Source organism: Pseudomonas sp. HLMP, assembly GCF_046365545.1.
GTDB lineage: Bacteria > Pseudomonadota > Gammaproteobacteria > Pseudomonadales > Pseudomonadaceae > Aquipseudomonas > Aquipseudomonas guariconensis_B.
In genome coordinates this window covers 46,394-63,439 of record NZ_JBDLLR010000001.1, presented here as the reverse complement: position 1 = coordinate 63,439, position 17,046 = coordinate 46,394, and the positions used below count along the sequence as shown (strand labels likewise).

At 64.4% G+C, this 17,046-nt stretch carries 16 protein-coding genes, 1 tRNA gene and 3 pseudogenes; 12 read left to right on the top strand and 8 right to left on the bottom strand.

What is annotated here, in order from left to right; genetic code table 11:
• The 7 genes and pseudogenes from ABFA30_RS00415 (at position 1) to ABFA30_RS00385 (ending at position 6,722) form a co-directional block, all read left to right on the top strand.
• Positions 1-1,281, top strand: coding sequence for an NAD(P)/FAD-dependent oxidoreductase (locus ABFA30_RS00415; RefSeq protein ID WP_253081195.1), 1,281 nt, complete (start codon positions 1-3; stop codon positions 1,279-1,281).
• Positions 1,278-2,759, top strand: a complete 1,482-nt coding sequence (locus ABFA30_RS00410) for an aldehyde dehydrogenase family protein (RefSeq protein WP_225790650.1) — start codon at positions 1,278-1,280, stop codon at positions 2,757-2,759. The genes ABFA30_RS00415 and ABFA30_RS00410 overlap by 4 nt, the downstream gene beginning before the upstream one ends.
• Positions 2,760-2,769: 10 nt before the next feature.
• The gene (locus ABFA30_RS00405; RefSeq protein ID WP_410045035.1) at positions 2,770-3,798 is read left to right on the top strand and encodes a proline racemase family protein; all 1,029 of its coding nucleotides are present in this window, start codon (positions 2,770-2,772) and stop codon (positions 3,796-3,798) included.
• A 189-nt stretch (positions 3,799-3,987) separates the two neighbouring features.
• Positions 3,988-4,692: a GntR family transcriptional regulator gene (locus ABFA30_RS00400; protein ID WP_253081193.1), complete on the top strand. Its 705-nt coding sequence runs from the start codon at positions 3,988-3,990 to the stop codon at positions 4,690-4,692.
• Positions 4,693-4,979: 287 nt separating this feature from the next.
• A complete protein-coding gene (locus tag ABFA30_RS00395) occupies positions 4,980-5,537 on the top strand; it encodes a helix-turn-helix domain-containing protein (RefSeq protein WP_225790647.1) in 558 nt (185 codons plus the stop codon).
• Between the two features lie 117 nt (positions 5,538-5,654).
• Positions 5,655-6,212, top strand: a pseudogene (locus tag ABFA30_RS00390) (HD domain-containing protein); the annotation flags it as partial.
• Between the two features lie 3 nt (positions 6,213-6,215).
• The gene (locus tag ABFA30_RS00385) at positions 6,216-6,722 is read left to right on the top strand and encodes a GNAT family N-acetyltransferase (protein ID WP_410046020.1); all 507 of its coding nucleotides are present in this window, start codon (positions 6,216-6,218) and stop codon (positions 6,720-6,722) included.
• Positions 6,723-6,771: 49 nt separating this feature from the next.
• Here the strand turns inward: ABFA30_RS00385 and ABFA30_RS00380 are convergent.
• Both ABFA30_RS00380 and ABFA30_RS00375 read right to left on the bottom strand, forming a co-directional pair.
• A pseudogene (locus ABFA30_RS00380) lies at positions 6,772-6,981 on the bottom strand (ABC transporter substrate-binding protein); the annotation flags it as partial.
• 139 nt (positions 6,982-7,120) lie between these two features.
• A tRNA-Val gene (locus ABFA30_RS00375) sits at positions 7,121-7,197 on the bottom strand.
• A 202-nt stretch (positions 7,198-7,399) separates the two neighbouring features.
• On the opposite strand from ABFA30_RS00375, the gene ABFA30_RS00370 reads away from it, so the two are divergent.
• Entirely contained in the window at positions 7,400-8,683 is a 1,284-nt protein-coding gene (locus tag ABFA30_RS00370; RefSeq protein ID WP_225790645.1) for an NAD(P)/FAD-dependent oxidoreductase, read from the top strand.
• Positions 8,684-8,792: 109 nt separating this feature from the next.
• On the opposite strand, the pseudogene ABFA30_RS00365 reads toward ABFA30_RS00370, so the two are convergent.
• A pseudogene (locus ABFA30_RS00365) lies at positions 8,793-9,535 on the bottom strand (peptidase C39 family protein).
• A 155-nt stretch (positions 9,536-9,690) separates the two neighbouring features.
• Between ABFA30_RS00365 and ABFA30_RS00360 the strand changes: the two are divergent.
• Positions 9,691-9,870: a hypothetical protein gene (locus ABFA30_RS00360; RefSeq protein ID WP_225790644.1), complete on the top strand. Its 180-nt coding sequence runs from the start codon at positions 9,691-9,693 to the stop codon at positions 9,868-9,870.
• A gap of 54 nt (positions 9,871-9,924) precedes the next feature.
• On the opposite strand, the gene ABFA30_RS00355 is transcribed toward ABFA30_RS00360, so the two are convergent.
• Together ABFA30_RS00355 and ABFA30_RS00350 are read right to left on the bottom strand one after the other, a co-directional pair.
• Entirely contained in the window at positions 9,925-10,677 is a 753-nt protein-coding gene (locus tag ABFA30_RS00355; RefSeq protein WP_225790643.1) for a TerC family protein, read from the bottom strand.
• A 25-nt stretch (positions 10,678-10,702) separates the two neighbouring features.
• The gene (locus ABFA30_RS00350; protein WP_225790642.1) at positions 10,703-10,942 is read right to left on the bottom strand and encodes a hypothetical protein; all 240 of its coding nucleotides are present in this window, start codon (positions 10,940-10,942) and stop codon (positions 10,703-10,705) included.
• 136 nt (positions 10,943-11,078) lie between these two features.
• On the opposite strand from ABFA30_RS00350, the gene nhaR reads away from it, so the two are divergent.
• The 3 genes from nhaR to ABFA30_RS00335 all read left to right on the top strand — a co-directional run bounded on the left by nhaR (position 11,079) and on the right by ABFA30_RS00335 (position 14,081).
• A complete protein-coding gene (gene nhaR / locus ABFA30_RS00345) occupies positions 11,079-11,972 on the top strand; it encodes a transcriptional activator NhaR (protein WP_225790641.1) in 894 nt (297 codons plus the stop codon).
• A 113-nt stretch (positions 11,973-12,085) separates the two neighbouring features.
• A complete protein-coding gene (sstT, locus tag ABFA30_RS00340) occupies positions 12,086-13,297 on the top strand; it encodes a serine/threonine transporter SstT (protein ID WP_410045034.1) in 1,212 nt (403 codons plus the stop codon).
• A gap of 136 nt (positions 13,298-13,433) precedes the next feature.
• The gene (locus ABFA30_RS00335) at positions 13,434-14,081 is read left to right on the top strand and encodes a YceH family protein (RefSeq protein ID WP_253081192.1); all 648 of its coding nucleotides are present in this window, start codon (positions 13,434-13,436) and stop codon (positions 14,079-14,081) included.
• Position 14,082: 1 nt separating this feature from the next.
• On the opposite strand, the gene ABFA30_RS00330 is transcribed toward ABFA30_RS00335, so the two are convergent.
• The 3 genes from ABFA30_RS00330 to ahpC all read right to left on the bottom strand — a co-directional run bounded on the left by ABFA30_RS00330 (position 14,083) and on the right by ahpC (position 16,641).
• The gene (locus ABFA30_RS00330) at positions 14,083-14,274 is read right to left on the bottom strand and encodes a hypothetical protein (RefSeq protein ID WP_225790638.1); all 192 of its coding nucleotides are present in this window, start codon (positions 14,272-14,274) and stop codon (positions 14,083-14,085) included.
• A 115-nt stretch (positions 14,275-14,389) separates the two neighbouring features.
• Positions 14,390-15,952 (bottom strand): alkyl hydroperoxide reductase subunit F, encoded by a 1,563-nt coding sequence (gene ahpF / locus ABFA30_RS00325; RefSeq protein WP_225790637.1) that lies wholly within the window; start codon positions 15,950-15,952, stop codon positions 14,390-14,392.
• A gap of 125 nt (positions 15,953-16,077) precedes the next feature.
• Positions 16,078-16,641 (bottom strand): alkyl hydroperoxide reductase subunit C, encoded by a 564-nt coding sequence (gene ahpC, locus ABFA30_RS00320; RefSeq protein WP_225790636.1) that lies wholly within the window; start codon positions 16,639-16,641, stop codon positions 16,078-16,080.
• Positions 16,642-17,046 lie beyond the last annotated feature (405 nt).

The following is a 17,046-nucleotide window of genomic DNA, read 5'->3' as shown; positions in this document are numbered from 1 at the left end:
ATGAACAACCCGCAAACGTCATCGCAACAGGCCGTGGTCATCGGTGGCGGCATTGTCGGCGTATGCTGCGCGCTGTACCTGCAGCGCGACGGCCACCGGGTCACCCTGGTCGACCCTGCCGCGCCCGGCGACAGCACCGCGAAATGGAGCTGTGGCCAGATGGCGGTCAGCGAAGTCATCCCGTTGTCCAAGCCTGGCATCCTGATGAAGATCCCTGGCTGGCTGCTGGACCAGAAAGGCCCGCTGGCCCTGCGCCCCAGCGCGCTGCCGGGGATCCTGCCCTGGTTCATGCGTTTCCTGGCCTGTGCCCGCCCGTCGAAGATCCATGAGATCGCCCAGGACATGGCGCGCCTGACCCAGCATGTCTATGAAGACTATGCCCCTCTACTCGATGCCTGCCCGGACAAGGCTCTGCTTGGCGACCGGCCGATTATCGAGGTGTTCGACTCCCCTGCCGGCCTGGCCCACGAGCGCCCCCACCTGGCCTTGCGCAAGCAGTTGGGCTTTCGTTCCGAGGAGCTCGACGGCGCGCAGATCGCTGACCTGGAGCCGGCCCTGGCTGGCAAGTTCCAACATGGCCTGATGTTCCCTGACTGGCGTGCGGTGAACGACACCGAAGGCTTCATCGCCGCCCTGACCGAAAGCTTCATTGCCCAGGGCGGCAGGCGCGTGCGCCAGCGGGTGGTGAAAATCGATGAAAACCTCGACCAGGCGACTGGCGTGACCCTGGCCGACGGCAGTCGCGTACCCGCCGGCTTGCTGGTAGTGGCCGCAGGCACTGGTGCGCGGGCATTCTTCGACACCCTCGGCGTGAACATTCCGCTGGCGGGTATCGCCGGCTATCAGGCGGTGCTGCCACGACCCGACGTGGAATTTCGCCATTCGGTGATCTACGCCGACGGCGGCTTCTGCTTCGCCCCCATGACCCGCGGCCTGCAGATCGGCGGCACCCTCGAGTTCGCCGGCGCCGATGCCGAGCCCAATTTCAAGCGTGCCGAAATCATCATGGAAAAGGCCCGCCGCGTCCTGCCGCAATTGAACACCCAAGGCATGGAGTTCGGTGTCGGCTACCGCCCGTTCCTGCCCGATACCAAACCTGTGATCGACCGCTCGCCACGGCTGAAGAACGCCCTTTTGGCCTTCGGTCACGGCCAGCTCGGCCTCACCCTCGGCGCTACCACCGGCCGCCTGGTGAGCGACCTCGCTGCCCAACGCAGCCCAACCCAGGATCTCTCTGCATTCAGTGCCCGACGCTTCGCCGTCCTTGGAGGAAACGCATGAACCGCTACGACCAGTTCTACATCAACGGCCAATGGGTCAGCCCCGTCAATGGCGATAGTTTCGAGACCTTCGACCCGAGTGACGAGAGCCTGATCACCACGGTGGCAGCCGGTTGCGCCGCAGACGTGGACGCCGCGGTGAAGGCGGCCCGTGCCGCTTTCGACGAGGGCCCCTGGCCGCGCATGAGCGGCGCAGAGCGCGGCCGTTACCTGCGCAAGATCGCCGATGGGATTCGCGCGCGCCAGCAAGAGCTGGCAACCCTGGAGGTTCGCGACAATGGCAAACCGTTCCCCGAGGCCATGTGGGACATCGGCGATACCGCAGGCTGCTTCGACTTCTACGCCAACATGGCCGAAGCGCTCGATGCCCAGCGTGAAAAACCTGTCGCGCTGTCGGACGAGCGCTTCAGCTCGGTGGCGCGCAAGGAGCCGATCGGTGTTGCCGGGGCCATCGTGCCGTGGAACTTCCCGATGCTGATGGCCGCCTGGAAAGTCGCCCCGGCCTTGGCCGCAGGGTGCTGCATCATTCTCAAGCCTTCCGAGCAAACCTCGCTGACGGCGCTGGAGCTGGCCCGTATCGCCGATGAAGCCGGTCTGCCGGCAGGTGTGCTGAACATCGTCACCGGTTCCGGGTCCACGGTCGGCGCCGCGCTGACCGCCCACCCTGGCGTGGACAAGCTGGCGTTCACCGGCAGCGTCCCGGTGGGCAGCCGCATCATGCAAGCCGCGGCCCAGGACATCAAGAACGTCACCCTGGAGCTGGGCGGCAAGTCGCCCTTCGTGATCTTCGCCGACAGCGACATCGAAGCCGCCGTGGAGTGGATCCTGTTCGGGATCTTCTGGAACAAGGGCGAAGTCTGCTCCGCCACCTCGCGCGTGTTGGTGCAACGCTCCGCGTACGAGCCGCTGCTGGCCCGCCTTGCCGAGGAGGCGCGCAAGATCAAGATCGGCAATGGCATGGAAGAAGGCGTGCTGCTCGGCCCATTGGTCAACCGCAGCCAGTACGACAACACCCTGCAGGCGATAGCCCGCGGCCTGGAAGAAGGCGCCCGCCTGGTATCGGGTGGCGAGCGTCCGGCGCACCTGGACAAGGGGTTCTACCTGCAGCCGACCATCTTCGCCGATGTACCGGAAGACAGCTGGATCTGGAACGAAGAAATCTTCGGCCCGGTGGTATGCATTCGCCCGTTCGATACTGAAGAAGAGGCCATCAGCTCGGCCAACCATTCGCGCTTCGGCCTCGGTGCCGCGGTGATGTCCAAGGACCTGGAGCGCTGTGAACGTGTCGCCCGTCGCTTCCGTGCAGGTATTGTCTGGATCAACTGCTCGCAGCCGACCTTCACCGAGGCCCCATGGGGCGGCTACAAGCAGAGCGGCATCGGCCGCGAGCTGGGCGAGTGGGGCCTGAACAACTACCTGGAAACCAAGCAGATCACGCGCTACGACAGCGAACAGCCCTGGGGCTGGTACATCAAGTGAGGTAACACCCATGCGTTGGAAACAGACCCTGCAACTGGCCGAAGTGCACTGCGAGGGCGAAATCGGCAAAGTCATCACTGGCGGCGTCCTGGGTATCCCGGGCGCCACCCTGCTCGACAAGATGAACTACATCAACGAGGTCGATGACAGCCTGCGCCGCCTGGTGACTCTGGAGCCGCGCGGCTGCCTACAGATGTCGGTGAACCTGCTGCTACCGCCCACCCGCCCCGAGGCCCATGCCGCTTTCATCGTGCTGCAGGCCGACAAGGCGCACCCGATGTCCGGCAGCAACTGCATCTGCGTCGTCACCGCCCTGCTCGAGCTGGGCATGGTGCCGATGCAGGAGCCGGAAACCACCGTGGTCCTCGACACCCCGGCCGGTCTGGTGACCGCCCGCGCCCAATGCGCGGATGGCCGTTGCCTGAGCGTCTCACTGGACATGGTGCCTGCGTTCGTGGAGCACCTCGACCTGGCCATCGAGACCGAAGCGTTCGGCACGCTCAAGGTCGACGTGGCTTTTGGTGGCGTGTACTACGCCCTGGTCGATGTCGAGCAGACCGGTTTGTCGATCGCCCCTGAACATGCCCGCGCCCTGGCCGATGCCGGGGTGGCGCTGAAGACTGTGATCAACCGCCAACTGGCGATCCAGCACCCGCTGCTGTCTTCGGTCAACGAAGTGGCCTACGTGATGTTCCGTCATCGGCTGGACGACCGCACCTACCAGACCTGCACCACCCTGCCCCCGGGGCGGGTCGACCGCTCGCCCTGCGGGACCGGCAGTTCCGCCAACCTCGCCACGCTGGCGGCGCGGGGGCTGGTGCAGGCGGGTGACCAGTTGGTGTCACGCTCGACCATCGGCGGGCAGTTCCAGGTCACGCTGCTGGGCCATACCGAGGTGGCGGGCCGCCCCGCGGTGCTGCCTCGGGTAACCGGGCGGGCCTGGCTCTATGGCCTCCAGCAGATCGGTGTGGACCCTGACGATCCGCTGGCGGCGGGGTTCATGCTCAGCGATACCTGGGGGGTGGGCCTGGACCAGTAGCCCATGCGCACCGTGCTCCTGGTAGGCAGGCGGAGCACGGTGCGTTCCTGCTCCTACTGCTCGACACCCGCCAGGCATGTTTGACGCAGCCGCCATCCCCGCAGCATGCTGCCGGCTACACCGTCGACAAGCACGGCAAGATAACGAAGGCCGCACGCGACCATGGCGCGGTCCAACCGAGAACCGATGATGGCAAAAGACAACGACCTCGAAGGCGGCCCCCGTCGTCACAGCGGCCGCTACATATATGAAGAACTGCGCAAGCAGATCCTGACGTTGAAGCTCAAGCCCGGCGTGCAATTGGATGAAGTGTCGCTCGCCGCCCAGTTCGGCCTGTCGCGCTCACCGGTGCGCGATGCCCTGGCACGGCTGATTACCGAAGGGCTGGTGGTCATCCTTCCCAACCGCACCACCTTGGTGACCCCGTTCGAGATTGAGGAATTCCCCAACTACATCTCGGCGCTGGACCTGATGCAGCGTGCGGTGACTCGCCTGGCCGCGACCCAGCACCGCGCCGAAGACCTCGAGGCCATCCGCCAGGCCGACGCGGCCTACCTCAAGGCCGTAACGGATGGCGACTTCCAGACCATGTCCGAGCTGAACAAGGCCTTCCACCTGGCGATCGCCCAGGCCGGCCGAAATCCGTACTTCATCAACTACTACGAGCGCTTGCTGAGTGAAGGGCAACGCCTGTTGCACCTGCACTTCGATCACGTGGTCAGCTCGGCGAGCACCCACCGGCTGGGTCGTGACCATGACGAGATCATCGATGCCATCGCCGCCCGTGATCCGGATGCGGCGGAAGCCGCTGCGCATGAGCATACGATGCTGTTTCAGCGCCGGTTCCTCGACTACATGCAACAGAACCTCACGGCGCGGATGTCCGTGGCGTAGTGCCAATTGGCACACGGCTGCGAACGGGGCACGGCTAGCGCACTGACTGGCCCCCTTATAAAGGGAGTTGTTCTAGGGCCAAAGCATGCCCCTCTCGACGCGTTGCTGGGCATGGCTACGGTTTCTTTCTTGCGACAACAATGACCAGGATAGGGGATCAAGGCTCTCTAAAGGCACAATGTCTGCACGGCGAGCACCTCCCACCTGACTCCCGTTTATCGAACCAACTTGCAGGCTGGTCTTGCCTAAATCACACTGGCCAGCCCGCCACGTCCCCGGACGCCAAGATGCCTGACCTGTCGCTAAAACCAGCATTGCCCGGCATTGCGCTCAGGCGATGGCGCCTACTGCACCGCGTCAAGCAATCCCATGCCGCGGCGTTGTTCAACGTCACTCAGTCGACCATCTCGCGCTGGGAAAGCGGCGTACAGGCCATGGATCCCCTCGCACACGAAAAGCTTGAACGACTGCTGGCCGCGCGCCTCGATGCAGCCGCCGATCAAGCGTTGGCCCGGCTGGTCAGGGAAAGCTCACGGCCCGTTCACCTCATTTGCGACCTGACGCATCGCTTGCTGGCCTGCTCCCCTTCGCGCGCCGCCCAGTTCGCCAGCCCGCTCAGCGACCTGCTGGGTCGTTCGCTGTGGCGCTTCGCTACGCCAGAGATCGTCAGCAAGGAGTTCGCGCTGGATGAATCGGGGTGGCGGGAAGCCCTCGCACCGCCAGCGCTGGAGTTCACAACCGGCAACAACGACTCGTCCCTCGTGCCGATCAGCCAGAGCCTCTGTCGCTGGACACGCATCCCCCTCTCGGATGGAACGGCCGCGCGCCTGGTAGAGACGCTCTGACGGATCGCCCTCCCCTTTGCTCGCATATTTTATGCGTGGACGCTGAACACCTTCGGATCTAGGCTGGCCTCATCAAGGTGAACGGCATGCTGTTCACCGACGAAATCAGAGGGGTCTATGGACATCGAGAAACTCAAAGGGCGCCTTGCATTCCTGCGCGAGGCGGAAAAGCTCAAGGACGTGCTCAGAAGCGCACACACCTCCTCCGGGCGCACCGAAAGCACGGCCGAGCACAGTTGGCGCCTTTGCCTGATGGCCATTGTTTTCGAGGCGCAGCTAAGCGGCCTCGATACGCTGAAAATGCTCAAGATGTGCGTGATTCACGACTTGGGCGAGGCCATCAACGGCGACATTCCCGCCGTCAGCCAACACGCGTTTCCCAACAAGAACCAGCAAGAGCGAAATGATCTTCTGCTCTTGACCCAGGCACTGGATGAAACGCTGCAAGCCGAGATACTGGCGCTCTGGGATGACTATGAACATGCACGATCGCCAGAAGCAAAAGCCGTCAAGGCGCTAGACAAGCTGGAGACCCTCCTGCAGCACAACCAGGGCAAGAACCCAACTGGCTTCGATTACGCATTCAATCTGGCCTATGGCAGGAAATACACCGATGCCGCCCCTCTATTCGAGGTGCTTCGCAGCATCATCGACAAGGACACCAGAGAAAACATCAGCATGAACACGACCATCCGCCCTGAACACCCCCAAGACATCAGCGCCATCGCCCAACTGACCGAGACGGCGTTCGAGCACGAGGAGCATTCAAGCCATACCGAACAATTCATTGTCGATGCACTGCGACGCGCCAACCAGCTGACCGTCTCCTTGGTCGCGGTAGAGCATGATGCGATCATTGGCCATGTCGCCCTTTCACCCGTCACGATCTCGTCCGGTGCAACGGGCTGGTACGGCCTTGGGCCTATCTCCGTGCAGCCGGGCCGCCAGGGGCAAGGTATCGGTTCGGCCTTGATGAAAGCCGCCCTTGCCCAACTACAGCGCCTTGGCGGGGCTGGCTGCGTGGTGCTGGGCGACCCTGGCTACTATGGCCGCTTCGGGTTCCGAGCCCACGCCGGCCTCACGCTGCCTGGCGTTGCGCCTGAGTACTTCCAAGCCTTGTCTTTTGGCGGTGAACTCCCCGAAGGCATCGTGGAGTACCACAAGGCTTTTGAAGCGACCGAGTAGCGAACGCCCCCTGGCATTCGCGCTCTGCCCGGCTAGCCCGCCGCGACGATCATTCGCCCAGCGGCTCGAATACAGATACCGCTCGCGCATCCACCGGCTTGGGCAGCAAGCCTTCGCGGTAGAACGCATCGGCGATGCGCTGCTGCTCATCGAGGTTGTCCAGCTTCACCGGCTGCACGTCATAGCTGCGCCGGGCATTGGCCTGCTGCACCGTGGCGCTGTCCAGGTTGCCCCACAGCGGCCCGAGGATACGTGCCGCGAACGTGCTCTGACAGCTTTTGCATGGACGTCGGCGGCCTGCGTCAGGGTCGCCGAGATCCAGTGGGCTTTTGCAAAAGCGAAGAAGGGCGACCCTTGCGGATCGCCCTTCTTCATGCCCGTAAACCGGGACTTTCGTTTGGTAGGCACAATTGGACTCGAACCAACGACCCCCACCATGTCAAGGTGGTGCTCTAACCAACTGAGCTATGTGCCTGTCGATGAGGGCGCATTCTACGCATTCCAAAATCGGTGTCAACTGTTTTTTTCACTCTAACCCACTGAATCTAAAAAATATTTGGACAGAAGCCAGCACCAGGGCCGAGTAAAGGATTTTCAACAGACGACTAGCGGGTGTTTATTATTATTGATAGCATCGGTACATTCGTTAAAAATATAAAACACGAGGTTCCCCGAGCATGGCCAATACCCCCTACCCCCAGTCCTACTACGCCGCCTCGGCCAACCCGGTGCCGCCACGTCCGGCGCTGCAGGGTGAGGTGGAGACGGATATCTGCATCATCGGCGCCGGCTACACCGGCCTGTCCAGCGCGCTGTTCCTGCTGGAAAACGGCTTCAAGGTGAGCATCGTCGAGGCTGCCAAGGTCGGCTTCGGCGCGTCGGGCCGCAACGGTGGCCAGATCGTCAACAGCTACAGCCGCGACATCGACGTGATCGAGCGCACCGTCGGCCCGAAGCAGGCGCAACTGCTGGGCCAGATGGCCTTCGAAGGCGGCCGCATCATCCGTGAGCGCGTGGCCAAGTACAACATTCAGTGCGACCTGAAGGACGGCGGCGTGTTCGCCGCGCTCAGCGCCAAGCAGATGGGCCACCTGGAGTCGCAGAAACGCCTGTGGGAGCGCTTCGGCCATACCCAGCTGGAGCTGATGGACCAGAAGCGTATCCGTGAAGTGGTCGCCTGCGACAACTATGTCGGCGGCATGCTGGACATGAGCGGCGGCCACATCCACCCGCTGAACCTGGCCCTGGGCGAAGCTGCCGCCGTGGAGTCGCTGGGCGGCGTGATCTACGAACAGACCCCGGCCGTGCGCATCGAGCGTGGCGCCAACCCGGTCGTGCACACCCCGCAGGGCAAGGTGCGCGCCAAGTTCATCATCGTCGCCGGCAACGCCTACCTGGGCAACCTGGTGCCGGAACTGGCGGCCAAGTCGATGCCCTGCGGCACCCAGGTGATCACCACCGAGCCGCTGGGCGAAGACCTGGCGCGCACCCTGCTGCCGCAGGACTACTGCGTCGAGGACTGCAACTACCTGCTCGACTACTACCGCCTGACCAGCGACAAGCGCCTGATCTTCGGCGGCGGCGTCGTCTATGGCGCCCGTGACCCGGCGAACATCGAGGCGATCATTCGTCCGAAGATGCTCAAGGCCTTCCCGCAGCTGAAGAACGTCAAGATCGACTATGCCTGGACCGGCAACTTCCTGCTGACCCTGTCGCGCCTGCCGCAGGTCGGCCGTATCGGCGACAACATCTACTACTCCCAGGGCTGCTCCGGCCATGGTGTCACCTACACCCACCTGGCGGGCAAGGTGCTGGCCGAGGCCCTGCGCGGCCAGGCCGAGCGTTTCGATGCCTTCGCCGGCCTGCCGCACTACCCGTTCCCGGGTGGTCAGCTGCTGCGCGTGCCGTTCAGCGCCCTCGGCGCCTGGTACTACAGCCTGCGCGACCGTCTGGGGATCTGAGTCCCTGGTTGGCGGGTACCGCCATGCCGGTACCCGTCAGTTGAGGTAGTTGCTGGCTGTACCGGCCTATTCGCGGCGGTTCGGCGCGAATAGGCCGGTACAGGCAAAGTCACTGCCCCAGGCTGCGCACCGCCTGCTTCGCCGCGATCTCCTGGCCCGCCCGGGCCAATTCGTCGGCAGCCTGCAGCCAGCGCTGTCGGTCCACCTGGGCCGGCAGTTGCCGTGGCGGCTGCACCAGCACCGCCCAACGCCCCTCCTTCGCCCATGCCGCCTGGAAGTCGTCGAATGCCATCAGTTGCCGACGATGCATCCCTGAGCGCAGCAACACGCGCTGCTTGTAGCTGTCATAGCCGATCAACACCGCATAGCGCGGCTCGCTCCACCAGGCCGCCCCCTCCTGGTAACGCAGCAGCACGGGATTGCCTGCGGCCACCTGGGCCAGCAGGGCGTCCAGGCGCTTGTCCAGCGGGTAGACGACCATGCCGTACTCCCGCGCCACCCTCGCAATGCCGGTTTCCAGCGCGTCGACACCTTGTGGCAGGTTCAAGGGCTTGTCCAGCAGGCCCGGGGTGATGCCCACCCCCTGCTGCGAGAGGACCGCCGCCAGGGCCATGGCACCGCTGTGATTGGCATTGCCGCGGTAGAACGGCACGCTGCTGATCTCGACCCGCTGCGGCAGGCCCTTGGGCGCGGGAGGTGGCGTGCCGGCGCATCCGGCCAGGCTGGCGATCACCAGGCACGCGGCCAGCAGGCGGCGCGGGCCCGTGGCCCGTGAGGTGAAGGAATCTTGCAACATGGACACTCGCTTGTTCGACGCCAGGCAGGCAGCGCCCGGCCATGGGTACCGATCATAGGCCGGGCACGCGCTTGGGTATAGCCCGGCACCGGCTTGGAACGAATCGGCCCAAGGGAATAGACCTTCGGTCAATGGAACGTCACGGGCAACGCGCTAGACTAAAGCAGTGTCTGGAAGGCGAGCGCAGCCCGCCTGAGAGAAGGAGGCACACATGAGCCTGACAATGGCAATCCTCATGCTGGTAGGTATGTGGCTCAGTGTCGCAGCCGCCATGCTGTGGGGTGTGTTGCGCATCGTGCGCCGTCACGCCCACCATCACCACCTGCCCCCCCAAGCCCAGCCCAAGCCACAGCCGGTGCGTCGTGCCCGGCGGCATGCGGGTGCGCATTGATCGGATAGTCCCAGGGCTGCAACGCAGCCCTTTCGCTATACAAGGCCCCAGCCCTCAGCCTTGCGCGGCTTCGCGCTTCACCCGCGCCCGGCGCGCCAGGATGTTGAGCACTTCGATCGCCGTGGAGAAGGCCATCGCGGCATACACATAGCCTTTCGGCACATGGGCACCGAAGCCTTCGGCGATCAGGGTCATGCCGATCATGATCAGGAAGCCCAGGGCCAGCATCACCACGGTCGGGTTGTCGTTGATGAACTTGGCCAGCGGGTCGGCGGCCACCAGCATCACCACCACAGCGCAGATCACGGCGATGATCATGATCGGCAGGTGCTCGGTCATGCCCACGGCAGTGATGATGCTGTCGACCGAGAAGACGATGTCGAGCAGCAGGATCTGGCCGATGGCGGCGGCGAAGCCCAGGGTCACGGTGGAACCGGCCTTGGCTTCTTCCTTGGCGCCGCGCGGGTCGACGTTCTCGTGGATTTCCTTGGTCGCCTTCCACAACAGGAACAGGCCACCGGCGATCAGGATCATGTCCTTCCAGGAGAAGCTCTGGCCGAAGACATCGATCACAGGCTCGGTCAGCTGGACGATCCAGGCCACGGTGGAAAGCAGCGCCAGGCGCATGATCAGGGCCATGCTGATGCCGATGCGCCGCGCCTTGGAACGGTAGGCCTCGGGCAGCTTGTTGGTGAGGATGGAGATGAAGATCAGGTTGTCGATACCCAGCACGATTTCCATGGCCACCAGGGTGGCCAGGGCAACCCAGGCGGTAGGGCTTGCGGCGAGTTCCAGCAAATATTCCATTGGTCGATCCTAAGTCGGGTCTGGGTCAGATGTCCTGGGTCTTGCGCTGGCCTTCATCGGCCTGGGGCTTTTCGCCCTGGGAGCCGAGCGCTTCGCTCAGGGCCTGCTGGGCAGCGTCGTTGGTCTTGTCGATGGCCTGCTTGGCCGACTCGGCGGCCTGGTCGAGCATCTGCTGGGCGGATTTCTCGGCCTGGTCGCAGCCCGCCATGGTGAACAGTGCCAGAACCAGCACCAAGGGGGTGCCGATGGATTTGAGTTGCAGCATGAAGTCCTCGCTCGTCGATATTACGCTGGCGCCCCTGGCGCCCTGATGGGGTCGTATTCTAGAGAGCGCAATACATCAGGAAAATTCGTATTTTTGGCGGTTATACTTCGGATTTTACGAACATCGGACATCCAGGATGCTCAATTACCGCCAGCTTCATTACTTCTGGGTGGTGGCCCGGACCGGCAGCATCGCCCGCGCCAGCGAACAGTTGAACCTGACCCCGCAGACCATCAGCGGCCAGATCAGCCTGTTCGAGCAGACCTACGGCCTGGAGCTGTTCCAGCGCGTCGGCCGCCAGCTCGAGCTGACCGAGACCGGCCGCCAGGCCCTGGCCTACGCCGAGCAGATGTTCCAGATCGGCGGCGAGCTCGAAGCCATGCTGCGGGCCGGGCCCCAGGAGCAGATCCTGTTCCGCGTGGGCGTGGCCGACGTGGTCCCCAAGTCCATCGTCTATCGCCTGCTGGCGCCGACCATGGAGCTGGACAGCGTGCTGCGCATCAACTGCCGCGAAGACAAGCTCGAACGCCTGCTCGCCGACCTGGCCATCCAGCGCCTGGACCTGGTGATTTCCGACAGCCCGATGCCCAGCCACCTGGACATCAAGGGCTACAGCCAGAAGCTCGGCGAATGCGGCCTTAGCTTCTTCGCCACCCCTGCCCTGGCCCACCGCCATGACCGGCCGTTTCCCGCTTGCCTGGACGATGCACCGCTGCTGGTTCCCGGCCAGGAAACCGTGGTGCGCAGCCGCCTGCTGCGCTGGCTGGCCGAGCAGCAGGTGCAGCCGCGGATCGTCGGCGAATTCGACGACAGCGCCCTGATGCAGGCCTTCGGCCAGTCCGGCAGTGGCATTTTCGTCGCGCCCAGCGTGATCGCCGAGGAAGTGTGCCGGCAGTATGGCGTGCAACTGATCGGGCAGACCGAGGCGGTGCACGAGTCGTTCTATGCCATTTCCGTGGAGCGGAAGGTGAAGCACCCGGGGATCGTGGCGATTACCGAGGGGGCGCGGCGGGAATTGTTTCATTGGTGACTTCGGCGGGGTCATGAGGGCGCCTTGCGCAGCCCCCCACGGCCATGCAGCACCGGTCAGCCAAGGCCTGTGGTAGAGTGGCCGGTTTTTACAAGAACGAGATTCTGCTGCACATGACCCCCGTCCTCCGCCTCATCAACCGCACCGGCCTGGTAACGCAGATCTGCATCGGCCTGGTGGCCGGTATCGTCCTGGCCCTGCTCGCCCCGGCCGCAGCCCGTGACCTTGCGTTCCTCGGCAAGGTCTTCGTCAGCGCCCTCAAGGCCGTGGCGCCGGTGCTGGTGTTCATCCTGGTCATGGCGTCGATCGCCAACCACCGCCACGGCCAGGAAACCCACATCCGCCCGATCCTCTGGCTCTACCTGCTGGGCACGTTCGCCGCGGCGGTGGTGGCCGTGGTCGCCAGCATGCTGTTCCCCTCGCACCTGGTGCTGAGCACCGGCGAAGCCTCGCTCAGCGCCCCCGGCGGCATCGGCGAAGTCCTCCAGGGCCTGCTATTGAGCGCCGTCGACAACCCGGTCAATGCCCTGCTCAATGCCAACTTCATCGGTATCCTGGCCTGGGCCATCGGCCTGGGCGTGGCCATCCGCCACGCTGGGCAGACCACCCGCACCGTGGTCGAGGACCTGTCCAACGGCGTCACCCTGATCGTGCGCGTGGTGATCCGCTTCGCCCCGCTCGGCATCTTCGGCCTGGTCAGCTCGACCCTGGCCCAGTCCGGCCTGGATGCCCTGCTCGGCTACCTGCACCTGCTGGCCGTGCTGATCGGCTGCATGCTGTTCGTGGCCCTGGTGGTCAACCCGCTGATCGTCTTCTGGAAGATCCGTCGCAACCCCTATCCGCTGGTGCTGCTGTGCCTGCGCGAAAGCGGCATCACGGCGTTCTTCACCCGCAGCTCGGCAGCCAACATCCCGGTCAACCTGGCGCTGTCGGAAAAACTCGGCCTGCATGAGGACACCTATTCGGTGTCGATCCCGCTGGGTGCGACCATCAACATGGCCGGCGCCGCCATCACCATCACCGTGCTGAGCCTGGCTGCCGTGCACACCCTGGGCATTCCCGTGGACCTGCCGACCGCCGTGCTGCTCAGCGTGGTGGCGGCGATCTGCGCCTGCGGCGCCTCGGGCGTGGCCGGTGGCTCGCTGCTGCTGATCCCGCTGGCCTGCAGCCTGTTCGGCATCCCCAGCGAGATCGCCATGCAGGTGGTGGCGGTCGGTTTCATCATCGGCGTACTGCAGGACTCGGCGGAAACCGCGCTCAACTCCTCCACCGACGTGCTGTTCACCGCGGCGGCGTGCCAGGCGCAGGAGCGGCGTAGCGCTTGAGTCAGCGGTGCGGCCCCTTCGCGGCGGTTCGGCGCTCCCCCAAAGCCCGCGCCGCTCTTGAGATCGGCGCCCCCGATTGATTAAGCCCAGCGCTTTACCTAGGCTAGTGGCCTTTTCCTCGCAATGAGACAGGGCCATGTCAGAACACGAAACCGCAGGCGAAGGCCGCTTCAACAGCATCGAGATCCGCGTGCTCGGTTCGCTGATCGAAAAGCAGGCCACCAGCCCGGAAACCTACCCGCTGACCCTCAACGCCCTGGTCCTGGCCTGTAACCAGAAGACCAGCCGGGAACCGGTGATGAACCTCTCCCCCGGCCAGGTCGGCCAGGCGCTGCGCGCCCTGGAAGGGCAAGGCATGACCCGCCTGCAGATGGGCAGCCGCGCCGACCGTTGGGAGCAGCGGGTGGACAAGGGCCTGGAACTGGTACCGGCGCAGTTGGTGTTGATGGGGCTGATGTTCCTGCGCGGGCCACAGACCCTCAACGAACTGCTGACCCGCAGCAACCGCCTGCACGACTTCGAAGACATCGACCAGGTCCAGCATCAGCTCGAACGCCTGGTGTCGCGCGGCTTGGCCTTGCACTTGCCACGCCAGCCCGGCCAGCGCGAGGACCGCTACACCCATGCCCTGGGCGACCCGGCGGAGATCGAGGCGATCCTCGCCGCGCGCCAGCAGGGTGGCGGCGAGCGCAGTGGCGCCAGCAACGTGTCGGAGGAGCGCATCGAGGCGCTGGAGGCGCGGATCGCCGCACTGGAGGCACGCCTGGCCCAGCTCGAAGGCTGAGTCAGGGCTGTTCGGGGTCGGGGAAGTTGCGGCAACTCTTGCGTTCGGCCAGCTCCCGGTCGCTGGGGCGCTGGTCGACGAATACGGTGCGCCCGTCGGCGTAGATTTCCAGGTAGCCCCAGTGCAGGTCCTGCTCCTTCTGCCCGGGCTTGGGTGGCTCGAACCACCAGGGTTCGCGGCTGATCAGGGTCATGGATGAGATTCCCGAAAGTGTCTGATTAAGCATAGACACCCGGTGAACCTGATTGACTTGAGCCATGCGTGACGAACCCTTCGCGCCGGACCGCCGCGAAGGGTTCGCTACAAGCTTACGCCGGTGCCGAGGTCCGGATCAGGTGATCGAAGGCTGCCAGGGAGGCCTTGGCGCCCTCGCCCACGGCGATGACGATCTGCTTGTAGGGCACCGTGGTCACGTCACCGGCAGCGAACACGCCGGGGATGTTGGTCTGGCCCTTGGCATCGACGATGATCTCGCCACGCGGCGACAGCTCGACGGTGCCCTTGAGCCAGTCGGTGTTCGGCAGCAGGCCGATCTGCACGAAGATGCCTTCCAGCGCCAGCTCATGCAGCTCGTCGCTGGTGCGGTCCTTGTAGCGCAGGCCGTTGACCTTCTCGCCATCCCCCAGCACCTCGGTGGTCAGTGCGCTGGTGATCACCTTGACGTTCGGCAGGCTGTGCAGCTTGCGCTGCAGCACCGCGTCGGCGCGCAGCTGGCTGTCGAACTCGATCAGGGTCACCTGGGCGACGATGCCGGCCAGGTCGATGGCCGCTTCCACGCCCGAGTTGCCACCGCCGATCACCGCCACGCGCTTGCCCTTGAACAGCGGGCCGTCGCAGTGCGGGCAGTAGGCCACGCCACGGGCGCGGTACTCCTGCTCGCCCGGCACGTTCATCTCGCGCCAACGGGCACCGGTAGCCAGGATCACGGTCTTGGCCTTGAGCGAGGCACCACCGGCCAGGCGCACTTCGTGCAGGCCACCATCGGTGGCCGGGATGAGCGCTTCGCCGCGCTGCAGGTTCATGATGTCGACGTCATATTGCTTGACGTGCTCTTCCAGCGCGGTAGCCAGCTTTGGCCCTTCGGTCTCCTGCACCGAGATGAAGTTCTCGATGGCCAGGGTGTCGAGCACCTGGCCGCCGAAGCGCTCGGCCGCAACGCCGGTGCGGATGCCCTTGCGCGCCGCGTAGATGGCGGCGGAGGCGCCAGCGGGGCCACCGCCGACCACCAGCACGTCGAAGGCGTCCTTGGCGTTGATCTTCTCGGCCTGACGGGCACCGGCATTGGTGTCGATCTTGCCAAGGATCTCCTCCAGGCCCATGCGGCCCTGGCCGAAGACCTGGCCGTTGAGGTAGATGCTGGGCACGGCCATGACCTTGCGTGCCTCGACCTCGTCCTGGAACAGCGCGCCGTCGATGGCGACATGGCGCACGTTGGGGTTGAGCACCGCCATCAGGTTCAGGGCCTGGACCACATCTGGGCAGTTCTGGCAGGACAGCGAGAAATAAGTCTCGAACAGGAACTCACCTTCGAGCGCCTGGATCTGTTCGATCACCTCTGCGCTGGCCTTGGACGGGTGGCCGCCGACCTGCAGCAGGGCCAGCACCAGGGAAGTGAATTCATGGCCCATGGGGATGCCGGCGAAACGCAGGCTGATATCGGCCCCGGGGCGGTTGAGCGAGAACGATGGACGACGGGCGTCGGTGCCGTCCTCGCGCAGGGTAATGTGGTTCGACAGGCCGGCGATTTCCACCAGCAGGTCGTGCAGTTCGCGGGACTTCGCGCCGTCGTCGAGGGAAGCGACGATCTCGATCGGCTGGGTGACCCGCTCCAGGTAGGCCTTGAGTTGCGATTTAAGCGTGGCGTCCAACATACGGGCGATTTCCTTTTTCAATCTCTTCAAACAAAAACGCCCAGGCAGGTGCGCCCGGGCGTTCGACGGGGCGGTGACAGCTTCAGGTGTGGCGGCTGCTCACCGCCCGCGGCTGGCGCACGGTCTTAGATCTTGCCGACCAGGTCCAGCGAAGGGGCCAGGGTGGCCTCGCCTTCTTTCCACTTGGCCGGGCAGACTTCACCCGGGTGGGCGGCGACGTACTGGGCAGCCTTGACCTTGCGCAGCAGCTCGCTGGCGTCACGGCCTACACCACCGTCGTTGATCTCGACGATCTTGATCTGGCCTTCGGGGTTGATCACGAAGGTACCGCGGTCGGCCAGGCCGGCTTCCTCGATCAGTACGTCGAAGTTGCGGGCGATGGCGTGGGTCGGGTCACCGATCAGCGGGTACTTGATCTTACCGATGGTTTCCGAAGTGTCGTGCCAGGCCTTGTGGGTGAAGTGGGTGTCGGTGGACACGCCGTAGATTTCCACGCCGAGTTTCTGGAACTCTTCGTAGTTGTCGGCCAGGTCGCCCAGCTCGGTCGGGCAGACGAAGGTGAAGTCGGCTGGGTAGAAGAACACGACGGACCACTTGCCCTTGAGGTCGGCTTCGCTCACCTCGACGAACTCGCCGTTGTGGTAGGCAGTGGCGTTGAACGGTTTGACCTGGCTGTTGATGATAGGCATGAGAGACGCTCCTTCATGGGGTTGAAAATCGTTGACGGAGAGAATCCTAACCAATGGAACCGGGAAAGGCTCATTGGCAAACCTCATGCTGCTGATTGGTTTTGGCTATAACCGGGGTTTATTAATAGAAGGGTTCGAGCTGAGCAAAGGATTGCGCGGGGCTGTCAGTCAAACAGCTGGGGCTGCTTTGCAGCCCATCGCCGGGAAGCCGGCTCCCACAGAGTCCCTGCAAACCGCGTCATCTAGGGTACGACTCGTACCTGTGGGAGATTACCCAGTCTTTGGGCTGCGCTGTCACGCAGAGAACTGATAGGGGCTTTACGCGGCCCCTGTGGGAGCGGGCTTGCCCGCGATGGGGCGCAAAGCGGCCCCAACTGCCAGGGCATCGGGGCAAGCCCGCGAATA

What these genes read in the sequence shown, in the direction of transcription:
- ahpF (WP_225790637.1), bottom strand. Translation starts at nt 15,952, where the DNA reads ATGTTGGACGCCACGCTTAAATCGCAACTCAAGGCCTACCTGGAGCGG.
- ABFA30_RS00385 (WP_410046020.1), top strand. Translation starts at nt 6,216, where the DNA reads ATGAACACGACCATCCGCCCTGAACACCCCCAAGACATCAGCGCCATC.
- ABFA30_RS00415 (WP_253081195.1), top strand. Translation starts at nt 1, where the DNA reads ATGAACAACCCGCAAACGTCATCGCAACAGGCCGTGGTCATCGGTGGC.
- ABFA30_RS00405 (WP_410045035.1), top strand. Translation starts at nt 2,770, where the DNA reads ATGCGTTGGAAACAGACCCTGCAACTGGCCGAAGTGCACTGCGAGGGC.
- sstT (WP_410045034.1), top strand. Translation starts at nt 12,086, where the DNA reads ATGACCCCCGTCCTCCGCCTCATCAACCGCACCGGCCTGGTAACGCAG.
- ahpC (WP_225790636.1), bottom strand. Translation starts at nt 16,641, where the DNA reads ATGCCTATCATCAACAGCCAGGTCAAACCGTTCAACGCCACTGCCTAC.
- ABFA30_RS00410 (WP_225790650.1), top strand. Translation starts at nt 1,278, where the DNA reads ATGAACCGCTACGACCAGTTCTACATCAACGGCCAATGGGTCAGCCCC.
- ABFA30_RS00360 (WP_225790644.1), top strand. Translation starts at nt 9,691, where the DNA reads ATGAGCCTGACAATGGCAATCCTCATGCTGGTAGGTATGTGGCTCAGT.
- ABFA30_RS00355 (WP_225790643.1), bottom strand. Translation starts at nt 10,677, where the DNA reads ATGGAATATTTGCTGGAACTCGCCGCAAGCCCTACCGCCTGGGTTGCC.
- nhaR (WP_225790641.1), top strand. Translation starts at nt 11,079, where the DNA reads ATGCTCAATTACCGCCAGCTTCATTACTTCTGGGTGGTGGCCCGGACC.
- ABFA30_RS00395 (WP_225790647.1), top strand. Translation starts at nt 4,980, where the DNA reads ATGCCTGACCTGTCGCTAAAACCAGCATTGCCCGGCATTGCGCTCAGG.
- ABFA30_RS00330 (WP_225790638.1), bottom strand. Translation starts at nt 14,274, where the DNA reads ATGACCCTGATCAGCCGCGAACCCTGGTGGTTCGAGCCACCCAAGCCC.
- ABFA30_RS00400 (WP_253081193.1), top strand. Translation starts at nt 3,988, where the DNA reads ATGGCAAAAGACAACGACCTCGAAGGCGGCCCCCGTCGTCACAGCGGC.
- ABFA30_RS00350 (WP_225790642.1), bottom strand. Translation starts at nt 10,942, where the DNA reads ATGCTGCAACTCAAATCCATCGGCACCCCCTTGGTGCTGGTTCTGGCA.
- ABFA30_RS00370 (WP_225790645.1), top strand. Translation starts at nt 7,400, where the DNA reads ATGGCCAATACCCCCTACCCCCAGTCCTACTACGCCGCCTCGGCCAAC.
- ABFA30_RS00335 (WP_253081192.1), top strand. Translation starts at nt 13,434, where the DNA reads ATGTCAGAACACGAAACCGCAGGCGAAGGCCGCTTCAACAGCATCGAG.